The 21555-nt window shown below is 63.1% G+C and carries 16 protein-coding genes and 5 tRNA genes; all 21 read right to left on the minus strand.

Going from position 1 to position 21555, the window contains the following annotated elements; genetic code table 11:
- Positions 1-50: 50 nt before the first annotated feature.
- Positions 51-4268, minus strand: a complete 4218-nt coding sequence (rpoC, locus tag GGR61_RS10025) for a DNA-directed RNA polymerase subunit beta' (protein WP_184409650.1) — start codon at positions 4266-4268, stop codon at positions 51-53.
- A gap of 100 nt (positions 4269-4368) precedes the next feature.
- A complete protein-coding gene (gene rpoB / locus GGR61_RS10030) occupies positions 4369-8520 on the minus strand; it encodes a DNA-directed RNA polymerase subunit beta (RefSeq protein WP_184409649.1) in 4152 nt (1383 codons plus the stop codon).
- A gap of 306 nt (positions 8521-8826) precedes the next feature.
- Positions 8827-9192, minus strand: a complete 366-nt coding sequence (gene rplL, locus GGR61_RS10035) for a 50S ribosomal protein L7/L12 (RefSeq protein ID WP_184409648.1) — start codon at positions 9190-9192, stop codon at positions 8827-8829.
- Between the two features lie 54 nt (positions 9193-9246).
- Complete coding sequence (rplJ, locus tag GGR61_RS10040; protein WP_184409647.1) at positions 9247-9780, minus strand: 50S ribosomal protein L10; 534 nt, start codon at positions 9778-9780, stop codon at positions 9247-9249.
- Positions 9781-10329: 549 nt separating this feature from the next.
- Complete coding sequence (rplA, locus tag GGR61_RS10045) at positions 10330-11028, minus strand: 50S ribosomal protein L1 (protein ID WP_184409646.1); 699 nt, start codon at positions 11026-11028, stop codon at positions 10330-10332.
- A 3-nt stretch (positions 11029-11031) separates the two neighbouring features.
- A complete protein-coding gene (gene rplK / locus GGR61_RS10050) occupies positions 11032-11460 on the minus strand; it encodes a 50S ribosomal protein L11 (protein ID WP_184409645.1) in 429 nt (142 codons plus the stop codon).
- 199 nt (positions 11461-11659) lie between these two features.
- Positions 11660-12217, minus strand: coding sequence for a transcription termination/antitermination protein NusG (nusG, locus tag GGR61_RS10055; RefSeq protein ID WP_023902816.1), 558 nt, complete (start codon positions 12215-12217; stop codon positions 11660-11662).
- A 13-nt stretch (positions 12218-12230) separates the two neighbouring features.
- Complete coding sequence (gene secE / locus GGR61_RS10060) at positions 12231-12641, minus strand: preprotein translocase subunit SecE (protein ID WP_184409644.1); 411 nt, start codon at positions 12639-12641, stop codon at positions 12231-12233.
- Positions 12642-12690: 49 nt separating this feature from the next.
- A tRNA-Trp gene (locus GGR61_RS10065) sits at positions 12691-12766 on the minus strand.
- Positions 12767-12875: 109 nt separating this feature from the next.
- On the minus strand, positions 12876-14066 hold the full coding sequence (gene tuf, locus GGR61_RS10070; protein ID WP_184621288.1) for an elongation factor Tu: 1191 nt from the start codon (positions 14064-14066) through the stop codon (positions 12876-12878).
- Positions 14067-14112: 46 nt separating this feature from the next.
- Positions 14113-14188, minus strand: a tRNA-Thr gene (locus GGR61_RS10075).
- Positions 14189-14221: 33 nt separating this feature from the next.
- Positions 14222-14295 (minus strand) — tRNA-Gly (locus tag GGR61_RS10080).
- Positions 14296-14324: 29 nt separating this feature from the next.
- Positions 14325-14410, minus strand: a tRNA-Tyr gene (locus GGR61_RS10085).
- A 153-nt stretch (positions 14411-14563) separates the two neighbouring features.
- On the minus strand, positions 14564-15655 hold the full coding sequence (gene ychF, locus GGR61_RS10090; protein WP_184407228.1) for a redox-regulated ATPase YchF: 1092 nt from the start codon (positions 15653-15655) through the stop codon (positions 14564-14566).
- 74 nt (positions 15656-15729) lie between these two features.
- Complete coding sequence (gene pth, locus GGR61_RS10095) at positions 15730-16314, minus strand: aminoacyl-tRNA hydrolase (RefSeq protein WP_184621290.1); 585 nt, start codon at positions 16312-16314, stop codon at positions 15730-15732.
- Positions 16315-16365: 51 nt separating this feature from the next.
- Complete coding sequence (locus tag GGR61_RS10100) at positions 16366-17001, minus strand: 50S ribosomal protein L25/general stress protein Ctc (protein ID WP_184621291.1); 636 nt, start codon at positions 16999-17001, stop codon at positions 16366-16368.
- Between the two features lie 109 nt (positions 17002-17110).
- Entirely contained in the window at positions 17111-18070 is a 960-nt protein-coding gene (locus GGR61_RS10105) for a ribose-phosphate diphosphokinase (RefSeq protein ID WP_002811729.1), read from the minus strand.
- Between the two features lie 157 nt (positions 18071-18227).
- A tRNA-Gln gene (locus tag GGR61_RS10110) sits at positions 18228-18304 on the minus strand.
- 3 nt (positions 18305-18307) lie between these two features.
- Positions 18308-19195, minus strand: a complete 888-nt coding sequence (gene ispE, locus GGR61_RS10115) for a 4-(cytidine 5'-diphospho)-2-C-methyl-D-erythritol kinase (protein ID WP_184621292.1) — start codon at positions 19193-19195, stop codon at positions 18308-18310.
- Entirely contained in the window at positions 19177-19830 is a 654-nt protein-coding gene (lolB, locus tag GGR61_RS10120) for a lipoprotein insertase outer membrane protein LolB (RefSeq protein WP_184621293.1), read from the minus strand. Before lolB ends, ispE begins: the two co-directional genes overlap by 19 nt.
- A complete protein-coding gene (locus tag GGR61_RS10125; protein ID WP_184621294.1) occupies positions 19827-21515 on the minus strand; it encodes a tetratricopeptide repeat protein in 1689 nt (562 codons plus the stop codon). The genes lolB and GGR61_RS10125 overlap by 4 nt, the downstream gene beginning before the upstream one ends.
- Positions 21516-21555: the final 40 nt, after the last annotated feature.

Here is a 21555-nt window from a genome sequence, read left to right on the forward strand (position 1 = left end):
CCCTCCTTTTCGCTTGGCTTACGGCGGCCTTGCGACCGCCGTCGGAGCGCTTACTCCTCGTCCGCGCCAGCGTCGGCCACGGCTGCGACCGGTTCGGCCACCGTCGGCTTGCCCGACAGCGTTTCCATTTCCGAGTCGGTCAGACCCGAGGACTTGCGACGTCCGGCGTGATACGCCAGACCGGTACCGGCCGGGATCAGACGACCCACGATCACGTTTTCCTTCAGACCGCGCAGGTTGTCGCGGGTGCCGCGCACGGCAGCCTCGGTCAACACGCGGGTGGTCTCCTGGAACGAGGCCGCCGAGATGAACGACTCGGTCGCCAACGAGGCCTTGGTGATACCCAGCAGCACCGGATCGTACTTGGCCGGCAGCTCGCTACGCGTGGTCAGACGTGCATTTTCCTCGATGACGCGCTGGCGCTCGACCTGCTCGCCGTTGAGGAACTTGCTGTTGCCCTGGTCGGTGATCTCGACCTTGCGCAGCATCTGACGGGTGATCACTTCGATGTGCTTGTCGTTGATCTTCACGCCCTGCAAGCGATACACGTCCTGGATTTCCTTGACCAGATATGCGGCCAACGGCTCGACGCCCAGCAGACGCAGGATGTCCTGCGGGCTCGGCTCGCCGTCCACCACGGTCTCGCCCTTGGTCACGTGCTCGCCTTCGAACACGATGATCTGGCGGTACTTCGGGATCAGCTCTTCGTGTTCCGAACCGTCGGTGTCCTTGATGATCAGGCGCTGCTTGCCCTTGGTGTCCTTACCGAAGCTGATGATGCCCGAGCGCTCGGCCAGGATCGCAGGATCCTTCGGCTTGCGTGCTTCGAACAAGTCGGCAACGCGCGGCAGACCACCGGTGATGTCGCGGGTCTTGGACGCTTCCTGCGGGATCTTCGCAACCACGTCGCCCACGCCGACGGCGGCGCCGTCCTGCAGGTTGACGATGGAGCGCGGCGGCAGCAGGTACTGCGCCGGCAGATCCGTGTTCGGGATCGTCAGGTCATTGCCCTTGCCATCGACGATGCGCACGATCGGACGCAGTTCCTTGGCCTGTGCACCACGACGCTTCGGGTCGGTGATTTCGCGCGAGGCCAGACCGGTCAGTTCGTCGGTCTTCTCGATGACGGTGACGCCGTCGACGAAGTCGATGAAGCGGATGAAACCGGCCACTTCCGACACGATCGGGTGGTTATGCGGATCCCAGTTGGCCACGCCCTGGCCAGCCTTGACCGCATCGCCGTCCTTGGCGGTGATGGTGGCACCGTAGGGCAGCTTGTAACGCTCGCGCTCGCGGCCATGGCCGTCGAGCACGGACAGTTCGCCCGAACGCGAGACAGCGACCAACGCGCCGCTGGCGTGCGCCACCGACTTGAGGTTGTTGAACTTCACCGAACCGGTGGTCTTGACGGTGATGTTGTCCACTGCCGCCGCACGCGATGCCGCACCACCGATGTGGAACGTACGCATGGTCAGCTGGGTACCCGGCTCACCGATCGACTGCGCGGCGATGACGCCGACCGCTTCGCCGATGTTGACCTGGTGACCGCGTGCGAGATCACGACCGTAGCAACGTGCGCACACGCCGAACGAGGATTCGCAGCTGATGGTCGAACGCACCTTCACCGACTGCACGCTGGCGTCTTCCAGCTTGGCAACCCACGCTTCGTCCAGCAGCGTGTTGCGGGTGACGATCGGCTCTTCGTCGTTGCCCGGCAGATAGACGTCCTCGGCCACCACACGGCCCAGCACGCGCTCCCTCAACGGCTCCACGACATCGCCGCCTTCCACGATCGGGGTCATGATCAGCCCCTCGGTGGTGCCGCAATCGACTTCGGTGATCACCACGTCCTGCGCGACGTCGACCAGACGACGGGTCAGGTAACCCGAGTTCGCGGTCTTCAACGCGGTATCGGCCAGACCCTTACGGGCACCGTGGGTGGAGTTGAAGTACTCCTGCACGTTCAGGCCTTCGCGGAAGTTCGCCTTGATCGGCGTCTCGATGATCGAGCCATCCGGACGCGCCATCAGGCCGCGCATACCGGCCAGCTGACGGATCTGCGCCTGGCTACCACGCGCACCGGAGTCGGCCATGATGTAGAGCGAATTCATCGACTTCTGGTCGATGGTCTCGCCCTTGGCATTTTCGACCTTCTCGGTACCGATGGTGTCCATCATCGCCTTGGCGATGCGCTCGCTGGTGCGCGACCAGATGTCCACGACCTTGTTGTAGCGCTCGCCGGCGGTGACCAGGCCCGACTGGTACTGCTCCTGGATTTCCAGCACTTCGGCTTCGGCCTCGGTGAGGATGCCCTTCTTCTCGTCCGGGATCAGCATGTCGTCGATGCCGATCGACACGCCTGCGCGGGTGGCGTAGGCGTAGCCGGTGTACATCAGCTTGTCGGCGAACACGACGGTGTCCTTCAAGCCCAGCAGACGGTAGCTGGAGTTGATCAGACGCGAGATGTTCTTCTTGGTCATCTCGGTGTTGGCCAGCTGGAACGGCAGGCCTTCGGGCAGGATTTCGCTCAGCAGTGCACGACCGACCGTGGTGTCCACGATCGAGGTACCGCTGGTGCGCTTGCCATCGACGGCGTCGACGTCCACCTGGGTGATACGGACCTTGACCTTGGCGTGCAGTTCCACCACGCGGTTGTCGTAGGCGCGCTTCACTTCGCTGGTGTTCGCAAACACCATGCCCTCGCCCTTCTTGTTCTCCAGGGCGCGGCTCATGTAGTACAGACCCAACACCACGTCCTGCGACGGCACGATGATCGGCTCGCCGTTGGCCGGCGACAGGATGTTGTTGGTGGACATCATCAGCGCACGCGCTTCCAGCTGGGCTTCCAGCGAGAGCGGCACGTGGACGGCCATCTGGTCACCGTCGAAGTCGGCGTTGAAGGCGGTACACACCAGCGGATGCAGCTGGATGGCCTTGCCTTCGATCAACACCGGCTCGAACGCCTGGATGCCCAGACGGTGCAGGGTCGGCGCACGGTTCAACAGCACCGGATGCTCGCGGATGACTTCTTCCAGGATGTCCCAGACTTCGGCTTCTTCGCGCTCGACCAGCTTCTTGGCGGCCTTGATGGTGGTGGCCAGGCCACGACGCTGCAGCTTGGCGAACACGAACGGCTTGAACAGCTCCAGCGCCATCTTCTTCGGCAGGCCGCACTGGTGCAGCTTGAGGTACGGACCGACGGTGATGACCGAACGACCGGAGTAGTCCACGCGCTTGCCGAGCAGGTTCTGACGGAACCGGCCCTGCTTGCCCTTGATCATGTCGGCCAGCGACTTCAGCGGACGCTTGTTGGTGCCGGTGATGGCACGGCCGCGACGGCCGTTGTCCAGCAGCGCATCGACCGATTCCTGCAGCATGCGCTTTTCGTTGCGCACGATGATGTCCGGCGCATTGAGCTCGAGCAGGCGACGCAGGCGGTTGTTGCGGTTGATCACGCGGCGATACAGATCGTTCAGATCCGAGGTCGCGAAGCGGCCACCATCCAGCGGCACCAGCGGACGCAGGTCCGGCGGCAGCACGGGAAGCACGGTCATCACCATCCACTCCGGACGGTTACCCGATTCCAGGAAGGCTTCGATCAACTTGATGCGCTTGGTCAGACGCTTGAGCTTGGTTTCCGAACCGGTGCTGGCGATTTCTTCGCGCAGGCGGGTCATTTCCGACTGCAGGTCGATCGTGCGCAGCAGCTCGTACACGGCCTCGGCGCCCATGGCGGCGTCGAAGTCGTCGTTGTATTCCTGGCGTGCGGTCAGGTACTGCTCTTCGGTCAGCAGCTGGCGGCGCTCGAGCGGGGTCAGACCCGGCTCGGTGACCACGTAGGCTTCGAAGTACAGCACGCGCTCGATATCACGCAGGGTCATGTCCAGCATCAGGCCGATGCGCGAAGGCAGCGACTTGAGGAACCAGATGTGCGCGACCGGCGAGGCCAGGTCGATGTGACCCATGCGCTCGCGACGCACCTTGGCCAGCGTGACCTCGGTGCCGCACTTTTCGCAGACCACGCCACGGTGCTTCATGCGCTTGTACTTGCCGCACAGGCACTCGTAATCCTTGATCGGTCCGAAGATCGCGGCGCAGAACAGGCCGTCACGCTCGGGCTTGAAGGTCCGGTAGTTGATGGTTTCGGGCTTCTTCACTTCGCCGTAGGACCACGAACGGATCAGGTCAGGCGAGGCCAGCGCGATCTTGATCGCGTCGAAATCCAGCGTCTGGCGCTGTTGATTGAAGAGGTTGAGCAGGTCTTTCATTGGATATCTCCGGGTCGGAGGAATTTCGTATCTGAGATGAAACCGAGGGCATTACGTTCCGGATCCCGGCACCGCGTTACGGCGCCGGGATCCGGCTCGATCACTCTTCCAGTTCCATGTTGATCGCCAGCGAGCGGATTTCCTTCACCAACACGTTGAAGGATTCCGGCATGCCCGCGACCATCTCGTGCTCACCATCGACGATGTTCTTGTACATCTGGTTGCGGCCCTGCACGTCATCGGACTTCACCGTCAGCATTTCCTGCAGGGTGTAGGCCGCGCCGTAGGCTTCCAGCGCCCAGACTTCCATCTCACCGAAGCGCTGACCACCGAACTGCGCCTTGCCGCCCAGCGGCTGCTGGGTGACGAGCGAGTACGGACCAGTCGAACGTGCATGCATCTTGTCGTCGACCAAGTGGTTCAACTTCAGGTAGTGCATGTAGCCGACCGTGGTCTTGCGATCGAAGGCTTCGCCGGTACGCCCGTCGTACAACTGGGTCTGACCGCTCTGCGGCAGTTCGGCCAGTTCCAGCATGCGCTTGATTTCCGCTTCGCTGGCGCCGTCGAACACCGGGGTGGCCATCGGCACGCCGTCGATCAGGTTCTTGCCCAGGTTGAGCAATTCCTCATCGCTGAACTGCGACAGATCCACGCGCTGTGCATTGATCGCGCTGTCGTGGTTGTAGATGTCGTCCAGGAACTTGCGCAGCTCGCTGACCGCAGTCTGGGCTTCCAGCATGCGCTGGATCTTGCGACCCAGGCCCTTGGCGGCCCAGCCCAGATGCACTTCCAGAATCTGGCCAATGTTCATACGCGACGGCACGCCGAGCGGGTTCAGCACGATGTCGACCGGCTCGCCGGTGGCCATGTACGGCATGTCCTCGACCGGCACGACGTTGGAGACCACACCCTTGTTGCCGTGGCGGCCTGCCATCTTGTCGCCCGGCTGGATGCGGCGCTTCACTGCCAGGAACACCTTGACCATCTTCAGCACGCCCGGTGCGAGGTCGTCGCCCTGGGTGATCTTGCCGCGCTTGTCGGCGAAGCGTGCTTCGAATTCCTTCTCGTGCGCCTGGATCTGCTTCTGTGCGCGTTCGATCGCATCGGCTGCGTCGTCGTCCTTCATGCGCAGCTGGAACCAATCGGACTTCTTCAGCCCATCCAGGTACGCGTCGGTGACGTTATCGCCCTTCTTCAGGTTCGGACCGCCATTGGCGACCTTGCCGACGATCTGCGAGCGCAGACGTGCGTAGATGGCCGCTTCCAGGATACGGAACTGGTCGTCGAAGTCCTTCTTGACGCGCTTGATCTCGGATTCTTCGATCTGGCGCGCACGCTTGTCCTTCTCGATGCCGTCGCGGGTGAAGACCTGCACGTCGATGACGGTGCCGTCCATGCCCGGCGGCACGCGCAGCGAGCTGTCCTTCACGTCGGACGCCTTCTCACCGAAGATCGCACGCAGCAGCTTTTCTTCCGGGGTCAGCTGGCTTTCGCCCTTCGGCGTGACCTTGCCGACCATGATGTCGCCGGCGCGCACTTCCGCACCGATGTACACCACGCCGCTTTCGTCCAGACGGTTCAAGGCCTGCTCGGACACGTTCGGGATGTCGGCGGAAATTTCCTCCGGCCCCAGCTTGGTGTCGCGTGCAACGCAGGTCAGTTCCTCGATGTGGATCGTGGTGTAACGATCCTCTTCCACCACGCGCTCGGAGAGCAGGATGGAGTCTTCGAAGTTGTAGCCGTTCCACGGCATGAAGGCGATCAGCATGTTCTGACCCAGCGCCAGTTCACCGATATCGGTGGACGGGCCGTCGGCCAGCACGTCGCCGCGCGCGATCACGTCACCCACATTCACCAACGGACGCTGGTTGATGCAGGTGTTCTGGTTGGAGCGGGTGTACTTGATCAGGTTGTAGATATCCACGCCGGCATCGGTGCCGCCGCCGATTTCTGCCTCGTTGACCTTGACCACGATACGGGCTGCGTCGATCTGCTCGATCACGCCACCACGCAGCGCATTCACGGTCACGCCCGAGTCGCGCGCAACCGCACGCTCGATGCCGGTACCGACCAGCGGCTTCTGCGAACGCAGCGTCGGCACGGCCTGGCGCTGCATGTTGGCGCCCATCAGTGCGCGGTTGGCGTCGTCGTGTTCCAGGAACGGAACCAGCGCCGCGGCGACCGACACGGTCTGCATCGGCGAGACGTCCATGAAGTGCACTTCGGCCGGCGGCTTCAGCAGCGACTCGCCCTGGAACCGGCACGGCACGAACTGCTCGGTGAGCATGTTCTTGGCATCAGTCAGCGCGTTCGCCTGGGCGATCACGTACTCGTTTTCTTCGATCGCCGACAGATACTCGACGTCGTCGGACACCTTGCCGTCCAGCACCTTGCGGTACGGCGTCTCGAGGAAGCCGTACTGGTTGGTGCGGGCGAACACGGCCAGCGAGTTGATCAGGCCGATATTCGGGCCTTCCGGGGTTTCGATGGTGCAGACGCGGCCATAATGAGTCGGATGCACGTCGCGCACTTCGAAGCCGGCGCGCTCGCGGGTCAGACCGCCCGGGCCCAGCGCGGAGACGCGACGCTTGTGCGTCACTTCCGACAGCGGGTTGTTCTGGTCCATGAACTGCGACAGCTGCGAGGAGCCGAAGAATTCCTTGATCGCCGCAGCCACCGGCTTGGCGTTGATCAATTCCTGCGGGGTCAGACCTTCCGACTCCGCCATCGACAGACGCTCCTTGACCGCGCGCTCGACGCGGACCAGGCCCACGCGGAACACGTTCTCGGCCATTTCGCCGACCGAACGCACGCGACGGTTGCCCAGGTGATCGATGTCATCGACCACGCCGCGACCGTTACGGATCTCGGTGAGCACCTTGATCACTTCCAGGATATCGGAGGTGTCGGTGTGCTCGGCGACCAGGCGCTTGGATTCTTCGTCGTTGCGCTCGGCAAAGTACTTCTTGTCGTACAGCACCGACTCGCCCAGCACTTCCTTGCGGCCGACGCGACGGTTGAACTTCATGCGGCCGACCGTGGACAGGTCGTAGCGCTCGAAGGTGAAGAACAGGTTGTGGAACAGGTTCTGCGCGGCTTCCTTGGTCGGCGGCTCGCCCGGACGCATCATGCGGTAGATCTCGACCAGCGCTTCCAGCTGGGTCTTGGTCGGATCGATACGCAGCGTATTGGACAGGTACGGACCACGATCCAGATCGTTCACCCACAGGGTGCCGACTGCATCGACGCCGGCCTTGCGGAACGCGGTCAGTTGGTCTTCGCTGATCTCGTCGTTGGCATTGGCCAGCAGTTCGCCGGTCGACCCATCGACCACGTCGTGCGACAGGATGCGGCCGATCAGGTAATCGTCCGGCACGGCCAGCGCAGCGACGCCAGCAGCTTCGAGCTGCTTGACGTGACGCGCAGTGATGCGCTTGCCCGCTTCCACGATGACCTTGTCGCCATCGGCCAGGTCGAAGTTCAGCGTTTCACCACGCAGACGCTCCGGCACCAGCTCCAGCTGCACGCCTTCGTCCGGGTTGATGTGGAACGTGTTGATCTCGAAGAACTCGGCCAGCATCTCTTCGTTGCTGTAGCCAAGCGCGCGCAGCAGGATCGACACCGGCAGCTTGCGGCGACGGTCGATACGGGTGAACAGCGCGTCCTTCGGGTCGAACTCGAAGTCCAGCCAGGAACCGCGGTACGGAATGATGCGGGCGCTGTACAGCAGCTTGCCCGAGCTGTGGGTCTTGCCACGGTCGTGGTCGAAGAACACGCCCGGCGAGCGGTGCAGCTGCGACACGATCACGCGCTCGGTGCCGTTGACGATGAAGGTACCGTTGCCGGTCATCAGCGGAATTTCGCCGAGGTAGACCTCCTGCTCCTTCACGTACTTGATGGCCTTGGTCGACGACTCACGGTCGTAGATCACCAGGCGCACGGTCACGCGCAGCGGCGCGCCATAGCTCATGCCACGCTGACGGCACTCGCGCTCGTCAAACACCGGCTGACCCAGCTTGTAGCCCACGTACTCCAGCGCAGCATTGCCGCTGTAGCTGGAGATCGGGAACACCGACTTCAAAGCGGCATGCAGACCGAGGTCCTTGCGCTTGGTCGGCTCCACGTCTTCCTGCAGGAACTCACGATAGGAATCCACCTGGATGGCAAGCAGGAACGGCACTTCGAGGATCGAGCGCTGCTTACCGAAATCCTTGCGGATACGCTTTTTTTCGGTGAACGAATAAGACGTCATGAGGTCTTCACCCTAGGCTGCGGGGGCCGCGTCGCGGCGGCCCTGAAATAACAAAATTGTCAGTTGGAAGTCGCTGGTATTGCCGGCACCAGCACGCCTTCTCCCGCTACTTCCAACTACCAACTCGGTGAGGCCGGGAATCGGGAGTGGGGATTCGGGAATCGGGAATCGGAAGAGCGCGCAACCTTCAAGTTGCGATCCTCCAATCCCCATTTCCGACTCACGTCCGAAACGGCCAAAGGCCGGGAGCTTTACGCTCCCAGCCTTCAGTGCATCACCATGAAACGCTGGCGATGCAAGTGCTGCTTACTTGACTTCGACGGTCGCGCCGGCTTCGGTCAGTTCCTTCTTGATCTTTTCGGCTTCTTCCTTCGAAGCACCTTCCTTCAGGACGCCACCGGCTTCGGTCAGGTCCTTGGCTTCCTTCAGACCCAGGCCGGTCACGGCACGGACGGCCTTAATGACGCCGACCTTGTTGGTGCCGCAGTTGGTCAGCACCACGTTGAACTCGGTCTGCTCTTCCACAGCAGCGGCCGGGCCAGCTGCAGCAGCGGCGACCGGAGCGGCAGCGGAGACGCCGAACTTCTCTTCGATGGCCTTGACCAGCTCCATCACTTCCATCAGGGACTTCTCGGCGATGGCTTCGACGATCTGTTCGTTGGTAAGGGACATTGTGATTACCTTTAAATGATTTTCTGGATTGGGGTTCTAGCGAACGCTAGGACATCAAGCTTCGGCAGTCTCGGCGACCGGCGCGGCGGCTTCGTCGCCACCACCCTGCTTGTCGCCCACGGCCTTGACGGCACGGGCAAACATGGCAGCAGGTTCGGACAGCACGCGGGCCAGCATGGCCAGAGCCTGGTCACGGGTCGGCAGCGATGCCAACACGTCGACGTGACCAACCGGGAACAGTTCCCCGCCGATGGACACGACCTTGGCCTGCAGCTTGTCGTTGCTCTTGGCAAATTCCTTGATCAGGCGACCGGCTGCGCCGGGCTCCTCCATCGAAAACGCATACAGCAAAGGACCGACCAGCTTGTCAGCAGCGACAGCGAAATCAGTACCTTCGACGGCACGCGCAGCCAGGGTGTTCTTGACAACTTTCAAGAACACACCGGTTTCGCGGGCCTGCTTGCGCATCGCGGTCATCTGGGAGACCGTGGTGCCAGCGTATTCGGCGGCGATCAGGGAGTGAGCCTTGGCGGCGATGTCTGCCAGCTCGGCGACTACTTCTTGCTTCTGGGACAGATTGAGAGCCATTGCACTCCTCCGTTAAAGCCGGGATTCGGGATTAGCGATTCGGGATTCGCCAGAGCTGATGAAGCCGCTTCTGCCAATCCCCAATGCCGAATCTCCAATCCCAGCTTCAAACTACTCCGCTCGCGGCTCCTGCCGGTTGCGGTCCAGGGCAGCCTCCATCCTGGAAGCCGGGAACATCGACCGATGTTCCTTTGGTGGCCGTTCTAGACCTGGAGTGGACTCGATCCGGGATGTCCCAGACGCGCGTAAACCAGAAAACTCCAGAAGGGCGACACCATCTACGCCGGCCAGTTCGCAACGAACCAATTAAGCGATCCCGCTGCATCGACGGCGACTCCATGCCAGTGCGAGCATCCGTGCCCGTCGTCGATCTGCGCTGACCGCGCCTGCGGTCTTTGACGGCTACCGCCGGACATGCCGGCGATCGCCTTCAAAATGTCCGTTACCCCAAAGGAGGGAACGGACTCCCAGCACACGGTAAACCGGGCCGGAAAAACAATGCTTTACTACAGCGACGGGTCAGGCCCATGACAGGCCTGCCCCATCACATCACTTCAGCGCAAGGCTGGACTGATCGACGGTGACGCCAGGGCCCATCGTCGAGCTGACCGACACCTTCTGCAGGTAGGTCCCCTTGGAGGTGGCCGGCTTGGCCTTGATCAAGTCGAGCAACAGCGCCTGCAGGTTCGACTTCAGCGCTTCGTCGTCGAAGCTGGCCTTGCCGATGGTGCAGTGGATGATGCCGGCCTTGTCGGTGCGGTAACGCACCTGACCCGACTTGGCATTCTTGACCGCTTCGCCCGGGTTCGCCGACACGGTGCCGACCTTCGGGTTCGGCATCAGGCCGCGCGGGCCCAGCAGCGTACCGAGCTTACCGACGACGCGCATCGCGTCCGGGGTGGCAATGACCACGTCGTAGTTCAGATCGCCGGCCTGCATCTTCTCGGCCAGATCGTCCATACCCACCGCCTCGGCGCCTGCAGCCAGGGCTTCGTCAGCCTTGGCGCCGGCCGGGGCGAACACGGCAACACGCACGCTCTTACCGGTACCTGCCGGCAGCACGGTCGAACCGCGCACCTGCTGGTCGGACTTCTTGGCGTCCACGCCCAGGCGCACAGCAACGTCGATGGATTCGACGAACTTCGCCTTGGTCACGGTCTTCAGGATCTTGATTGCGTCTTCGAAGGCATAGGTCTTGCCCGGAACGACAGCGGCCGCAATGGCCTTCACGCGCTTGCTCTGTGCCATGTCTTAGCCCTCCACCGTCAAACCCATGCTGCGGGCAGAACCCGCAATCGTCCGCACCGCCGCTTCCAGCTCGGCCGCCGTCAGATCGGCTTCCTTGACCTTGGCGATCTCTTCCAGCTGCTTGCGCGTCACCTTGCCCACCTTGTCGGTGTTGGGGCGCTTGGAACCGGAGGTCACACCTGCGGCCTTCTTGAGCAGCACGCTGGCCGGGGTGCTCTTGGTGACGAAGGTGAAGGTACGGTCGGAATACGCGGTGATGATCACCGGCGTCGGCAGACCCGGCTCCAGCTTCTGCGTGGCGGCATTGAACGCCTTGCAGAATTCCATGATGTTCAGACCGCGCTGACCCAGCGCAGGGCCGACCGGCGGCGCAGGATTGGCCTGACCGGCCTTGACCTGCAGCTTGATGTAAGCAACTACTTTCTTAGCCATTTCAATACTCTCCGGGTGCTAGCGCCTTAACTACAGGCTCCCCATCGGACCGGGAAAATCACGCGTCCCGGCTTCGCGCTTTGACCACACGCAGATGGCCGCCATGCGGCAGCCATTGTTTCCCGGCGGTTCGCCAGGTGAGCGAGCCGCGCACTATAGCAGTATTTGGAGCGGGCGCCTAGACGACGCCCAACCGGGGTCAGCCCTTCTCGACCTGACCGAATTCGAGCTCGACCGGCGTGGACCGACCAAAGATGAGCACGGCAACCCGCAGCCTGCTCTTCTCGTAGTTGACTTCTTCGACGACGCCATTGAAGTCGTTGAACGGACCATCGGTGACGCGCACCATCTGACCCGGCTCGAACAACACCTTCGGACGCGGCTTTTCGACACCGTCCTGCACACGCTGCAGGATCGCATCGGCCTCTTCGTCACGAATCGGCAGCGGGCGATCGGCGGTACCGCCAATGAAGCCCATCACCTTGGACGTCTCCTTCACCAAGTGCCAGCTTTCATTGTCGATGCGCGGGATACCGGCTTCTTCATGTGTTTCGATCTGCACCAGCACATAGCCGGGGAAGAACTTGCGCTCGGACCGACGCTTCTGGCCGGCGCGCATTTCGATGACCTCTTCGGTCGGCACCAGCACATCACCGAAACGATCTTCCATTTCGGCGCGCACGATGCGGTCGCGCAAGGCCTGCGCAACGGATTTTTCGAAGCCTGAATAGGCGTGAACGACATACCAACGCTTCACTGCTTGATTCTCCTTAACGAGCCAGGAACCACTGCGTGAGCTTCTGGATGACGAAGTCGAAGCCGCCCAACAGCAAACTCAGAATGATCACAACAACAATGACGACCCAGGTGGTGCGAATGGCTTCCTGGCGCGTCGGCCAGACCACCTTGCGCAGCTCGAACCTGGATTCGGACATGAATTCGCGGGTTTCCCGGCCCTTGCCGGTTCCCAGAAACACAAACGCACCGGCGGCCAACCCGACAATCACCGCCAACGCGCGCAATTGCGGCGTCCAGGCGCCAAGCTGGGTTGCGCGCTCGGGCGCAGAAAACCAGAACCACACAAATAACCCCGCAACCACCAGGATCGCGGAGAGGGCGTATTTCACGATATCAGCGCTGGCAGCAGACGCGCTTTTGGAAGGCTCGATTTTGCTATTCATCCGGCTCTAGTTACCGATCTGACCCGAATCGCTGGGCCGGAAAGAGGAGTGGCACGCCAGGAGGGACTCGAACCCCCAACCTGCGGTTTTGGAGACCGCTGCTCTGCCAATTGAGCTACTGGCGTATGTACTCGTTTACCGCAAACCCCAAGACAACGAAGGCGGACCGAGTTTCAGCCGGCCCGCCATTCGTTTGAATCCAGTTGCCCGAAGGCAACCGGATGCAGGCACTACTTACTTGATGATCTTGGCAACCACGCCGGCGCCGACGGTACGACCGCCTTCACGGATGGCGAAGCGCAGACCTTCATCCATCGCGACCGGATTGATCAGGGTCACGACCATCTTCACGTTGTCGCCCGGCATCACCATCTCCACGCCTTCCGGCAACTGGCAAGCGCCAGTGATGTCGGTGGTACGGAAGTAGAACTGCGGACGGTAGCCCTTGAAGAACGGCGTATGACGGCCACCCTCGTCCTTCGACAGCACATAGACTTCGGCTTCGAACTCGGTATGCGGCTTGATCGAACCCGGCTTGCACAGCACCTGGCCACGCTCCACGTCGTCACGCTTGGTGCCGCGCAGCAGCAGACCGGCGTTGTCGCCTGCCTGGCCCTGGTCCAGCAGCTTGCGGAACATTTCCACGCCGGTGACCGTGGTCTTCTGCGTGTCGCGGATACCGACGATTTCGATTTCGTCGCCGACCTTGATGATGCCGCGCTCGATACGACCGGTCACCACGGTGCCGCGGCCGGAGATCGAGAACACGTCTTCGACCGGCATCAGGAACGGACGATCGACGTCGCGGGTCGGCTCCGGGATGAAGGTGTCGAGCGCTTCGACCAGCTTCAGGATCGCCGGCACGCCGATGTCGCTTTGATCGCCATCCAGCGCCAGACGCGCCGAACCATGGATGATCGGGGTGTCATCGCCCGGGAAGTCGTACTTGCTCAGCAGCTCGCGCACTTCCATTTCGACCAGCTCGAGCAGCTCGGCGTCGTCGACCATGTCAGCCTTGTTCAGGAACACCACGATGTGCGGCACGCCGACCTGGCGCGACAGCAGGATGTGCTCGCGGGTCTGCGGCATCGGGCCGTCAGCGGCCGAACACACCAGGATCGCGCCGTCCATCTGCGCTGCACCGGTGATCATGTTCTTGACGTAGTCGGCGTGGCCGGGGCAATCGACGTGCGCGTAGTGACGGTTCTCGGATTCGTATTCGACGTGTGCGGTCGAGATCGTGATGCCGCGCGCCTTCTCTTCCGGTGCCGCGTCGATCGCGTCGTACGCCTTGAACTCGCCACCGAAACGCTCTGCACCGATCTTGGTCAGCGCGGCGGTCAACGTGGTCTTGCCATGGTCAACGTGACCAATGGTGCCGACGTTCACGTGCGGCTTCTTGCGCTCAAATTTAGCTTTTGCCATGGGTGCGAGTCTCGGTAATCGTTTGGAGTTGAAGACGATTGAGTAGTGGTGCTCACGAAAGGAATCGAACCTTCGACCTCCTCCTTACCAAGGAGGTGCTCTACCGACTGAGCTACGTGAGCGAGTTTTGTATTATGCCATGCATTTGCGTTCAATGGAGCGGGAGACGGGAATCGAACCCGCACCATCAGCTTGGAAGGCTGAGGTTCTACCGTTGAACTACTCCCGCGCCGGGAACTGCATGTCACAACATGAAACTGGTGGAGGGAGGTGGATTCGAACCACCGAAGGCGTAAGCCAGCAGATTTACAGTCTGCCCCCGTTGGCCGCTTGGGTATCCCTCCAGCTTTTACGACCGGACCGATGCGCAATGAAGCATTTCGGTTCGGGGTGAAGCAGCCCGTTATTTTGTTGTGGGATGCACCCAGTGTCAACAAAAATTTTGAGCCCGTCGTCGCAACTGAATACGCGCGACCATCGAGGCCGCGCGCAGCCGATCAGACGTTGAAACGGAAGTGCAGCACGTCGCCTTCCTGGACCCGGTATTCCTTACCTTCCAGACGCAGACGCCCCGCGTCGCGCGCGCCCGCTTCGCCGCGGTACTTGATGAAGTCGTCGAAGCCGATCGTCTCGGCACGGATGAAGCCTTTTTCGAAATCGGTATGAATCACCGCCGCAGCCTGCGGCGCGGTCGAGCCGGCCTTGACCGTCCACGCACGCACTTCCTTGACGCCTGCAGTGAAGTAGGTCTGCAGGCCGAGCAAGGTATAGGCGGCACGAATGACGCGATTCAAACCCGGCTCGTTCAGACCCAGGTCGGCCAGGAAAGTATCGCGATCGGCGTCGTCGAGCTGAGACAGCTCTTCTTCGATCGCCGCCGAGACCGGCACCACTTCCGCGCCTTCGGCGGCAGCATGTGCGCGCACCGCATCCAGATGCGGATTGTTGTCGAAGCCGTCCTCGAGCACGTTGGCGATGTACATCACCGGCTTGAGCGTCAACAGGAACAGATCGCGCACCAGCGCCTTTTCATCGTCGTCCAGGCCGGCTGCACGCCCTGCCTTGCCGTCGGCCAGCGCGGCCTGCAGTTTGGCCAGCACCGGCTTGCGCGCCGCGGCCTCCTTGTCGCCGCCCTTGGCGCTGCGTTCGGCACGGTTGAGCGCCTTTTCCACGCTATCCAGATCGGCCAGCGCCAATTCGGTATCGATGGTTTCGATATCGGCGATCGGGTCGATCTTGTTGTTCACATGGATGATGTCGTCGTTTTCGAAGCAGCGCACCACGTGGGTGATCGCATCGACTTCGCGGATATGCGCCAGGAACTTGTTGCCCAGGCCTTCGCCGCTCGCCGCACCGGCGACCAGGCCGGCGATATCGACGAACTCGACCGCCGTCGGAATCAGCTTCTGCGGCTTGACGATCTCGGCCAGCTGATTGAGACGCGGATCCGGCACCGGCACGATGCCGACATTCGGCTCGATCGTGCAGAACGGAAAATTGGCCGCAGCGATGCCGGCCTTGGTCAGCGCATTGAACAGGGTCGACTTGCCGACGTTGGGCAGGCCGACGATGCCGCATTTGATACCCATGGGTCACATCCGGGATTTGGGATTCGGGATTGGAGATTCGCAAGGCCGCACGGCTGCAAATCCCCAATCCCCAATCACGCATCTCTGCTCGTGTGCAGCCGCTTCATCGCCTCGTTGAAATTACCTTGCATCGCCAGCGGCAGCACGTCGATGGCGGCATCTACCGCGGCACCGATCGCCGCATCGTCGTCGCGCCCTGCCCGTCCCAACACCCATGGCACCACGCGATCCTTGTGGCCAGGATGACCGATACCCACGCGCAGGCGATGAAATTTACCGTGTCCGAGCAGGCGGATGGTGTCGCGCAGGCCGTTCTGGCCGCCGTGGCCGCCATCGAACTTGAGCCGTGCGGTGCCCGGCGCCAGGTCCAGTTCGTCGTGCGCAACCAGCAGCTGGTCCGGCTCGATCTTCCAGAACCGCAACGCGGCGGTGATCGATTTGCCACTGAGATTCATAAAGGTGGCCGGCTTGAGCAGCCAGACCGTTTGCCCTGCGATATCGACCCTGGCGGTCTCGCCGAACAATTTACTCTCCAGCGCCCAGCGGGCGCCGCACCGTTCGACGAGGGCATCGACGAAACGAAACCCGGCGTTGTGCCGGGTTTGCGCGTGTTCCGGACCGGGATTGCCCAGTCCAACAATCAGGCGAAGTGCAGACATGCCGGTCACCGCAGCCAGTCCCTCGCGCAGGGCGAGGGATCGGCCAACGGATTACTTGGTCTCGGTGCCTTCGCCGCCTTCTTCATCGGCAGCGTCTTCTTCTTCGACACGCACGTGCTTGGCAGCAACCACCGCCACGTCGTGTTCCTTGCCCAGCTTCAGTTCCGGAATTTCCACACCGGCCGGCAGCTTGATTTCGGACAGATGGACCACGTTGCCCACTTCCAGCGCACCGAGGTCGACTTCGATGAACTCCGGCAGATCCTTCGGCAGGCAGACCACCTGAACTTCGTTGAGTTCATGGGTGACGACCACGTCGCTGGACTTACCGGCCGGCGAGGTTGCCTCGTTGATGAAATGCAGCGGAACCGCAGCACTGAGCTTCTCGTTGGCGCTGACGCGCTGGAAGTCGATGTGCATGATCAGCTGCTTGAACGGATGGCGCTGCATGTCACGCAGCAGCACCTGCTGCACGTCGCCATTGAGGTTCAGGTCGAGGATCGACGAGTAGAACCACTCGTTCTGCTGGGCGAGCCAGATCTGCTCGTGGTTGAGCTGGATACTGACCGGCTCGAGTTCGCCACCGTAAACGATGGCCGGAATGACGCCAGCGTGACGTAGGCGGCGGCTCGCACCCTTCCCCTCGTTCGCGCGGCGCTCGACCTTGATTTCATGTGTCTTTGCCATTGAATTTCACTACCTGGTTTGGAATATCGCCTCGCGGCGATGAAGCGTCTCACCCGCGACCAGGCGAGACGGATTGCAGCACCCGGACATCCGGGCACCGAATGCGGAATCAGTCGACGTAAAGCGAACTCACCGACTCGCCGAAGGCGATACGGCGAATGGTCTCGGCCAGCAATTCGGCCACGCTCAGCTGACGAATCTTGGCGCAGGTGCGCGCGGCTTCGTTCAACGGAATCGTGTCGGTGACCACCAGCTCGTCGAGCTGCGAATTGTTGATGTTGTCCACCGCCGGGCCGGACAGCACCGGGTGAGTGATGTAGGCCACGACCTTGAGCGCACCGCGCTGCTTCAGTGCTGCGGCGGCGGCGCACAAGGTGCCGGCGGTATCGACCAGGTCGTCGACCAGCACGCAGGTCTTGCCCTGCACGTCGCCGATGATGTTCATCACCGTGGCGACGTTGGCGCGCGGACGGCGCTTGTCGATGATGGCCAAATCCGCGTCGTCCAGACGCTTGGCGACGGCGCGCGCGCGCACCACACCGCCCACGTCCGGCGAGACCACGATCAGGTTGTCGGTGCCGTAGGCGCGCCAGATGTCGGCCAGCAACAGCGGCGAGGCATAGACGTTATCGACCGGCACATCGAAAAAGCCCTGAATCTGATCGGCATGCAGATCGACCGTGAGCACGCGGTCGGCTTCCATCGCGCAGATCATCTTGGCAGCGACCTTGGCGGTGATCGGCACGCGCGAGGAACGCATGCGGCGGTCCTGGCGCGAATAGCCGAAGTACGGGATCACCGCGGTGACGGAGGCGGCGCTGGCGCGCTTGAGCGCGTCGATCAGCACCAGCAGCTCCATCAGGTTTTCCGCGCTCGGCGCGCAGGTCGGCTGGATCACGAACACTTCCTGCCGGCGCACGCTTTCTTCGATCTCGACCTGCACTTCGCCATCGGAGAAGCGCGTGACCAGGGCCTTGCCCATCCGGACGCCGAGCTCCTTGCAGATACTCAGGGCAAGCGGTTTGTTGGCATTGCCGGAGAACACCAGCAGATTACGTTGGTCTTGCATGAGATCTCTCGGCGGCGGCAAAGCGCGTGGGGGCGATGGTAGAGCAGGAAAGCCGACCTAATGCCGGGCTTTTCTTTGAATCCCCGCACATGGATGTGCGGGCTGTTGCAGAGGGATCTGCATGTACGACTGTTGCAGAGGGATCTGCATCAAAAACTGGCAGGGGCGGTAGGATTCGAACCTACGAATGCCAGGATCAAAACCTGGTGCCTTGGGCCTCTTGGCGACGCCCCTGCATCAAACCTGTCGTGCGTCCAGTGCGTCGAGCAATGGCGAGTGCGCTGCACCCTCCACCACCCACGCCCGCAGGTTATCCGGCAACTGCGCCATGGCCTGCTCTGCAGCAGCGCGCGTGGCGAATTGGACGAAACACCCACTTCCCGACCCGGTCAAACGCGGTACACCGACCCTGGAAAGCGCCTGGAACACCGCTTCGACGGCGGGCTCACGGCGTCTCAGGACCGGCTCGAACGCATTGTCGAGCAGAGAACCGGAAGCGAAGTCCGCTATTTTCACGGGCGCAGCATCCCGCGTCAATTCCTGTGATCGAAATAAGGCCGGCGTGGGCACGTGAACGCCCGGATCGACCAGCACATAGGCCGCGTCGGGCAGGGTCAACGGGGTCAATTGTTCGCCGATGCCCTCGGCCCAGGCGTTATGGCCGCGCACGAACACCGGCACGTCGGCGCCCAGCTGCAGACCCAGCCCAGCCAGCGCATCGACCGGCAAACCCAAGCCCCACAAGGCATTGAGCGCAACCAGAACGGTGGCCGCGTCCGACGATCCGCCACCGAAGCCGCCACCGGCAGGGATGCGCTTCTCCACGCGGATGTCGGCGCCAGCCCGAGTGCCGGCGCTGGATTGCAACAGGCGCGCGGCGCGGATCACCAGATCGTCGTCCTCGGCGACGCCGGGCAAACTATCGCCGATGCGCCGGATCTGGCCGTCACTGCGCAGACGAAGATGAATGGTGTCGCCCCAGTCCAGCAGCCGGAACACGGTCTGCAGCAGGTGGTAGCCGTCGGCGCGACGCCCGACGATCTGCAAAAACAGATTGAGCTTGGCCGGCGCAGGCCACGCCGACCAGCCCAGCTCCCACCCCGGCATCAGGGCGAGACCGTCCATTGGTCGACCAGCAGGCGCACCTTGGCGTCGCCGTTGCGGGCTTCGATGCGCTGCGGCAGCTCGGGCTGGGCATCGCTGGCTGGCGACCAGGCGAGAAAGTCGATGGTCCAGCCGTCTTGCTGCACGGTGCGCGGGCGACCTGCCGCGTCCAGATCCACGCGCTCGGCGCCCGTGCCGGCGATCCGCAGCGCACGCACCCAGTCGGGCATCTGGTTGACCGGGATGGTCCAGCCGGTGGCGTCCCGCAGCACCTGTTCGGCATCGGGGCCACTGCGCGGGCCGCCTTCCAATCCTTCCAGCCGACCGGCGCCCGTGGTGGTGTCGCCGGTGAGCACCCAGCTTTGCCGGGTCACCGGCGCACTGAGTTGCACGTGGTAGCGCGGGCCGTCCTGCTGCCAGTCGATACGGCCGCTGCCACCGTTGCGGTCCTTGCTGATCGCCACCCGGCCCTGGAACGACCAGTTCGGATGCGCCTGCAGCCAGGCCTGGCGTGCGACTTCGGCGCGGCGCGCAGCATCGGACACCTGATCGACCACTGCCGCACCATCGCCCTGCGCGCGCGGCACGCTGACGCAACCGGGCAGCCCGGCGAGCACCAGCCCGCTCAGGGCCAGTGTTCGGATCACGCTGCTCATAGGCCGAACTTTTCCACCGCGCGTTGCAGCGCGCGGTTGTCGGGGTCGATCCGGCGCGCCTCGTCGAAATAACGCCGCGCCTCGTCCTGCTTGCCGCTGACCCAGAGCACCTCGCCCACGTGTGCGGCGATTTCCGGATCTTTGACCAGGGCCCAGGCGCGACGCAACTGCACCAGCGCTTCCTTGGTACGGCCCATGCGATACAGCACCCAGCCATAGCTGTCGACGATGGCCGGATTGTCCGGGTCGGCGGTGCGGGCGCGATCGATCAGCGCCAGCGCCTCCTTGAAGCGGGTGGTGCGGTCGGCCAGGGTGTAGCCCAGCGCGTTGAGTGCGGCGACATTTTCCGGTTCGGCAACCAGGATCTTGCGCAGGTCGGCCTCGGCACGCGGCACATCGTCGCGTCGCTCCCAGGCCAGACCGCGGGCGTACAGCAACGCACCGTCGTCCGGATAGGCAGCCAGGCCGCGCTCGAAGGCATCGAGTTCGCCTGCAGCATCGTCGGCGCGCTGGTGCAGCTCGGCTTCGAGTACGTAGGCATCGCGGCGGGCGTCGTCGTCGGCAGTGGCATCGCCCTGCAATGCGCGGGCTTCGGCAAGCGCCTCGGGCTTGCGGCCAAGTTCGTATAGCGCACTGGCGGCGCGCAGGCGCGCTTCGCTCAGCTGCGGGCCACCCGGCACGCCGCGATACCACTCCACCGCCTCGTCGTAGCGCTTGAGGAACTCGGCGATCTTGCCGAGCAACAACCGGCGATCCGGGTCGGGCTTGGCGGCATTGCGCTTGAGCTCGCCGTACAGCGCGACCAGCGCGGTGTTGTCCTTCTGCTTGGCCAGCATGGAGGCGCGCAGCCCGTAGGTCTGGGTGTCCTGCGGCCCGGTCGCCAGCACCCGTGCGGCCGCTTCGGTCTGGCCCATCGCGTCGTAGGCGAACGCCAGCGCGCCGCGCAACTCGGAATCCTTGACCGCCTGCGGCTCGATGTTCTTCAGCAGCGCCAGCGCCTCGTCGTTCTTGCCTTCCTGCTGCAGCTGGGTGGCGTGCAACAAGGCCACGCGCGGTTCTTCGGGGAAACGGCGCACCACTTCATCGACAATGCGCTTGGCCAGCGCCGGACGTTCCATCCGCAGCGCGAGCCGGCCGAACTCTTGCCAGGCTTCGATCTGGTTGGGGATCGCGCCGGCCTTGACCAGGTCTTCGAGCACGTCGGCCGAGGCTTCCGGCTCACGCCCCCCGTTGGCCAGGGCGATCAGGGCGAAGCGCCAACCGCGCGGGTCCGATTCCTTGAGCAGTCCAAGCAGATCGCGGCGCGCGGTCCGCAGATCGTTGCGGCGCAAGGCCAGCGAAGCCTCGGTGCTGCGCATCGCCATCGACGACGGCGCGCGCGCGCGCCATAACGCCAGCGCTTCGACCGCACGCGTATCGTCGTTGGCCAGCATGGCGATGCGGGCGGCGCGCTCGGCCAGCCCGGCGTCGCCGGCTTCGGCCTTGGCGGCGTCCAGATAGGCGCGGGCGGCATCGTCCAACTGCCCGGCCTGCAAGGCGAATTCGCCGGCGAGCACCGGCTCCAGCGAGGTAGTGCCGGCGCTGCTGGGCGGCGGCGCGGGCGGTGCTTTCTTGGGTGCTGCAGTGGCACTGGCGGAGACTGCTGCCAGCAAAAGAACACTCAGGATGCGAATCGGTACAGGCATCGGGGGCAACCGGGCCGTAAAATGGGGCCCTGAATGGCCG

Origin of the sequence: Xanthomonas sp. 3058 (assembly GCF_014199765.1) — a bacterium.
In the GTDB taxonomy this organism is placed as follows: Bacteria; Pseudomonadota; Gammaproteobacteria; order Xanthomonadales; family Xanthomonadaceae; genus Xanthomonas; species Xanthomonas campestris_B.

Excerpts from the sequence above, each read along its gene's own strand:
- rpoC (WP_184409650.1), bottom strand. The coding sequence starts at position 4,268 with ATGAAAGACCTGCTCAACCTCTTCAATCAACAGCGCCAGACGCTGGAT.
- rpoB (WP_184409649.1), bottom strand. The coding sequence starts at position 8,520 with ATGACGTCTTATTCGTTCACCGAAAAAAAGCGTATCCGCAAGGATTTC.
- rplL (WP_184409648.1), bottom strand. The coding sequence starts at position 9,192 with ATGTCCCTTACCAACGAACAGATCGTCGAAGCCATCGCCGAGAAGTCC.
- rplJ (WP_184409647.1), bottom strand. The coding sequence starts at position 9,780 with ATGGCTCTCAATCTGTCCCAGAAGCAAGAAGTAGTCGCCGAGCTGGCA.
- rplA (WP_184409646.1), bottom strand. The coding sequence starts at position 11,028 with ATGGCACAGAGCAAGCGCGTGAAGGCCATTGCGGCCGCTGTCGTTCCG.
- rplK (WP_184409645.1), bottom strand. The coding sequence starts at position 11,460 with ATGGCTAAGAAAGTAGTTGCTTACATCAAGCTGCAGGTCAAGGCCGGT.
- secE (WP_184409644.1), bottom strand. The coding sequence starts at position 12,641 with ATGAATAGCAAAATCGAGCCTTCCAAAAGCGCGTCTGCTGCCAGCGCT.
- tuf (WP_184621288.1), bottom strand. The coding sequence starts at position 14,066 with ATGGCAAAAGCTAAATTTGAGCGCAAGAAGCCGCACGTGAACGTCGGC.
- ychF (WP_184407228.1), bottom strand. The coding sequence starts at position 15,655 with ATGGGTATCAAATGCGGCATCGTCGGCCTGCCCAACGTCGGCAAGTCG.
- pth (WP_184621290.1), bottom strand. The coding sequence starts at position 16,314 with ATGTCTGCACTTCGCCTGATTGTTGGACTGGGCAATCCCGGTCCGGAA.
- GGR61_RS10100 (WP_184621291.1), bottom strand. The coding sequence starts at position 17,001 with ATGGCAAAGACACATGAAATCAAGGTCGAGCGCCGCGCGAACGAGGGG.
- GGR61_RS10105 (WP_002811729.1), bottom strand. The coding sequence starts at position 18,070 with ATGCAAGACCAACGTAATCTGCTGGTGTTCTCCGGCAATGCCAACAAA.
- ispE (WP_184621292.1), bottom strand. The coding sequence starts at position 19,195 with ATGGACGGTCTCGCCCTGATGCCGGGGTGGGAGCTGGGCTGGTCGGCG.
- lolB (WP_184621293.1), bottom strand. The coding sequence starts at position 19,830 with ATGAGCAGCGTGATCCGAACACTGGCCCTGAGCGGGCTGGTGCTCGCC.
- GGR61_RS10125 (WP_184621294.1), bottom strand. The coding sequence starts at position 21,515 with ATGCCTGTACCGATTCGCATCCTGAGTGTTCTTTTGCTGGCAGCAGTC.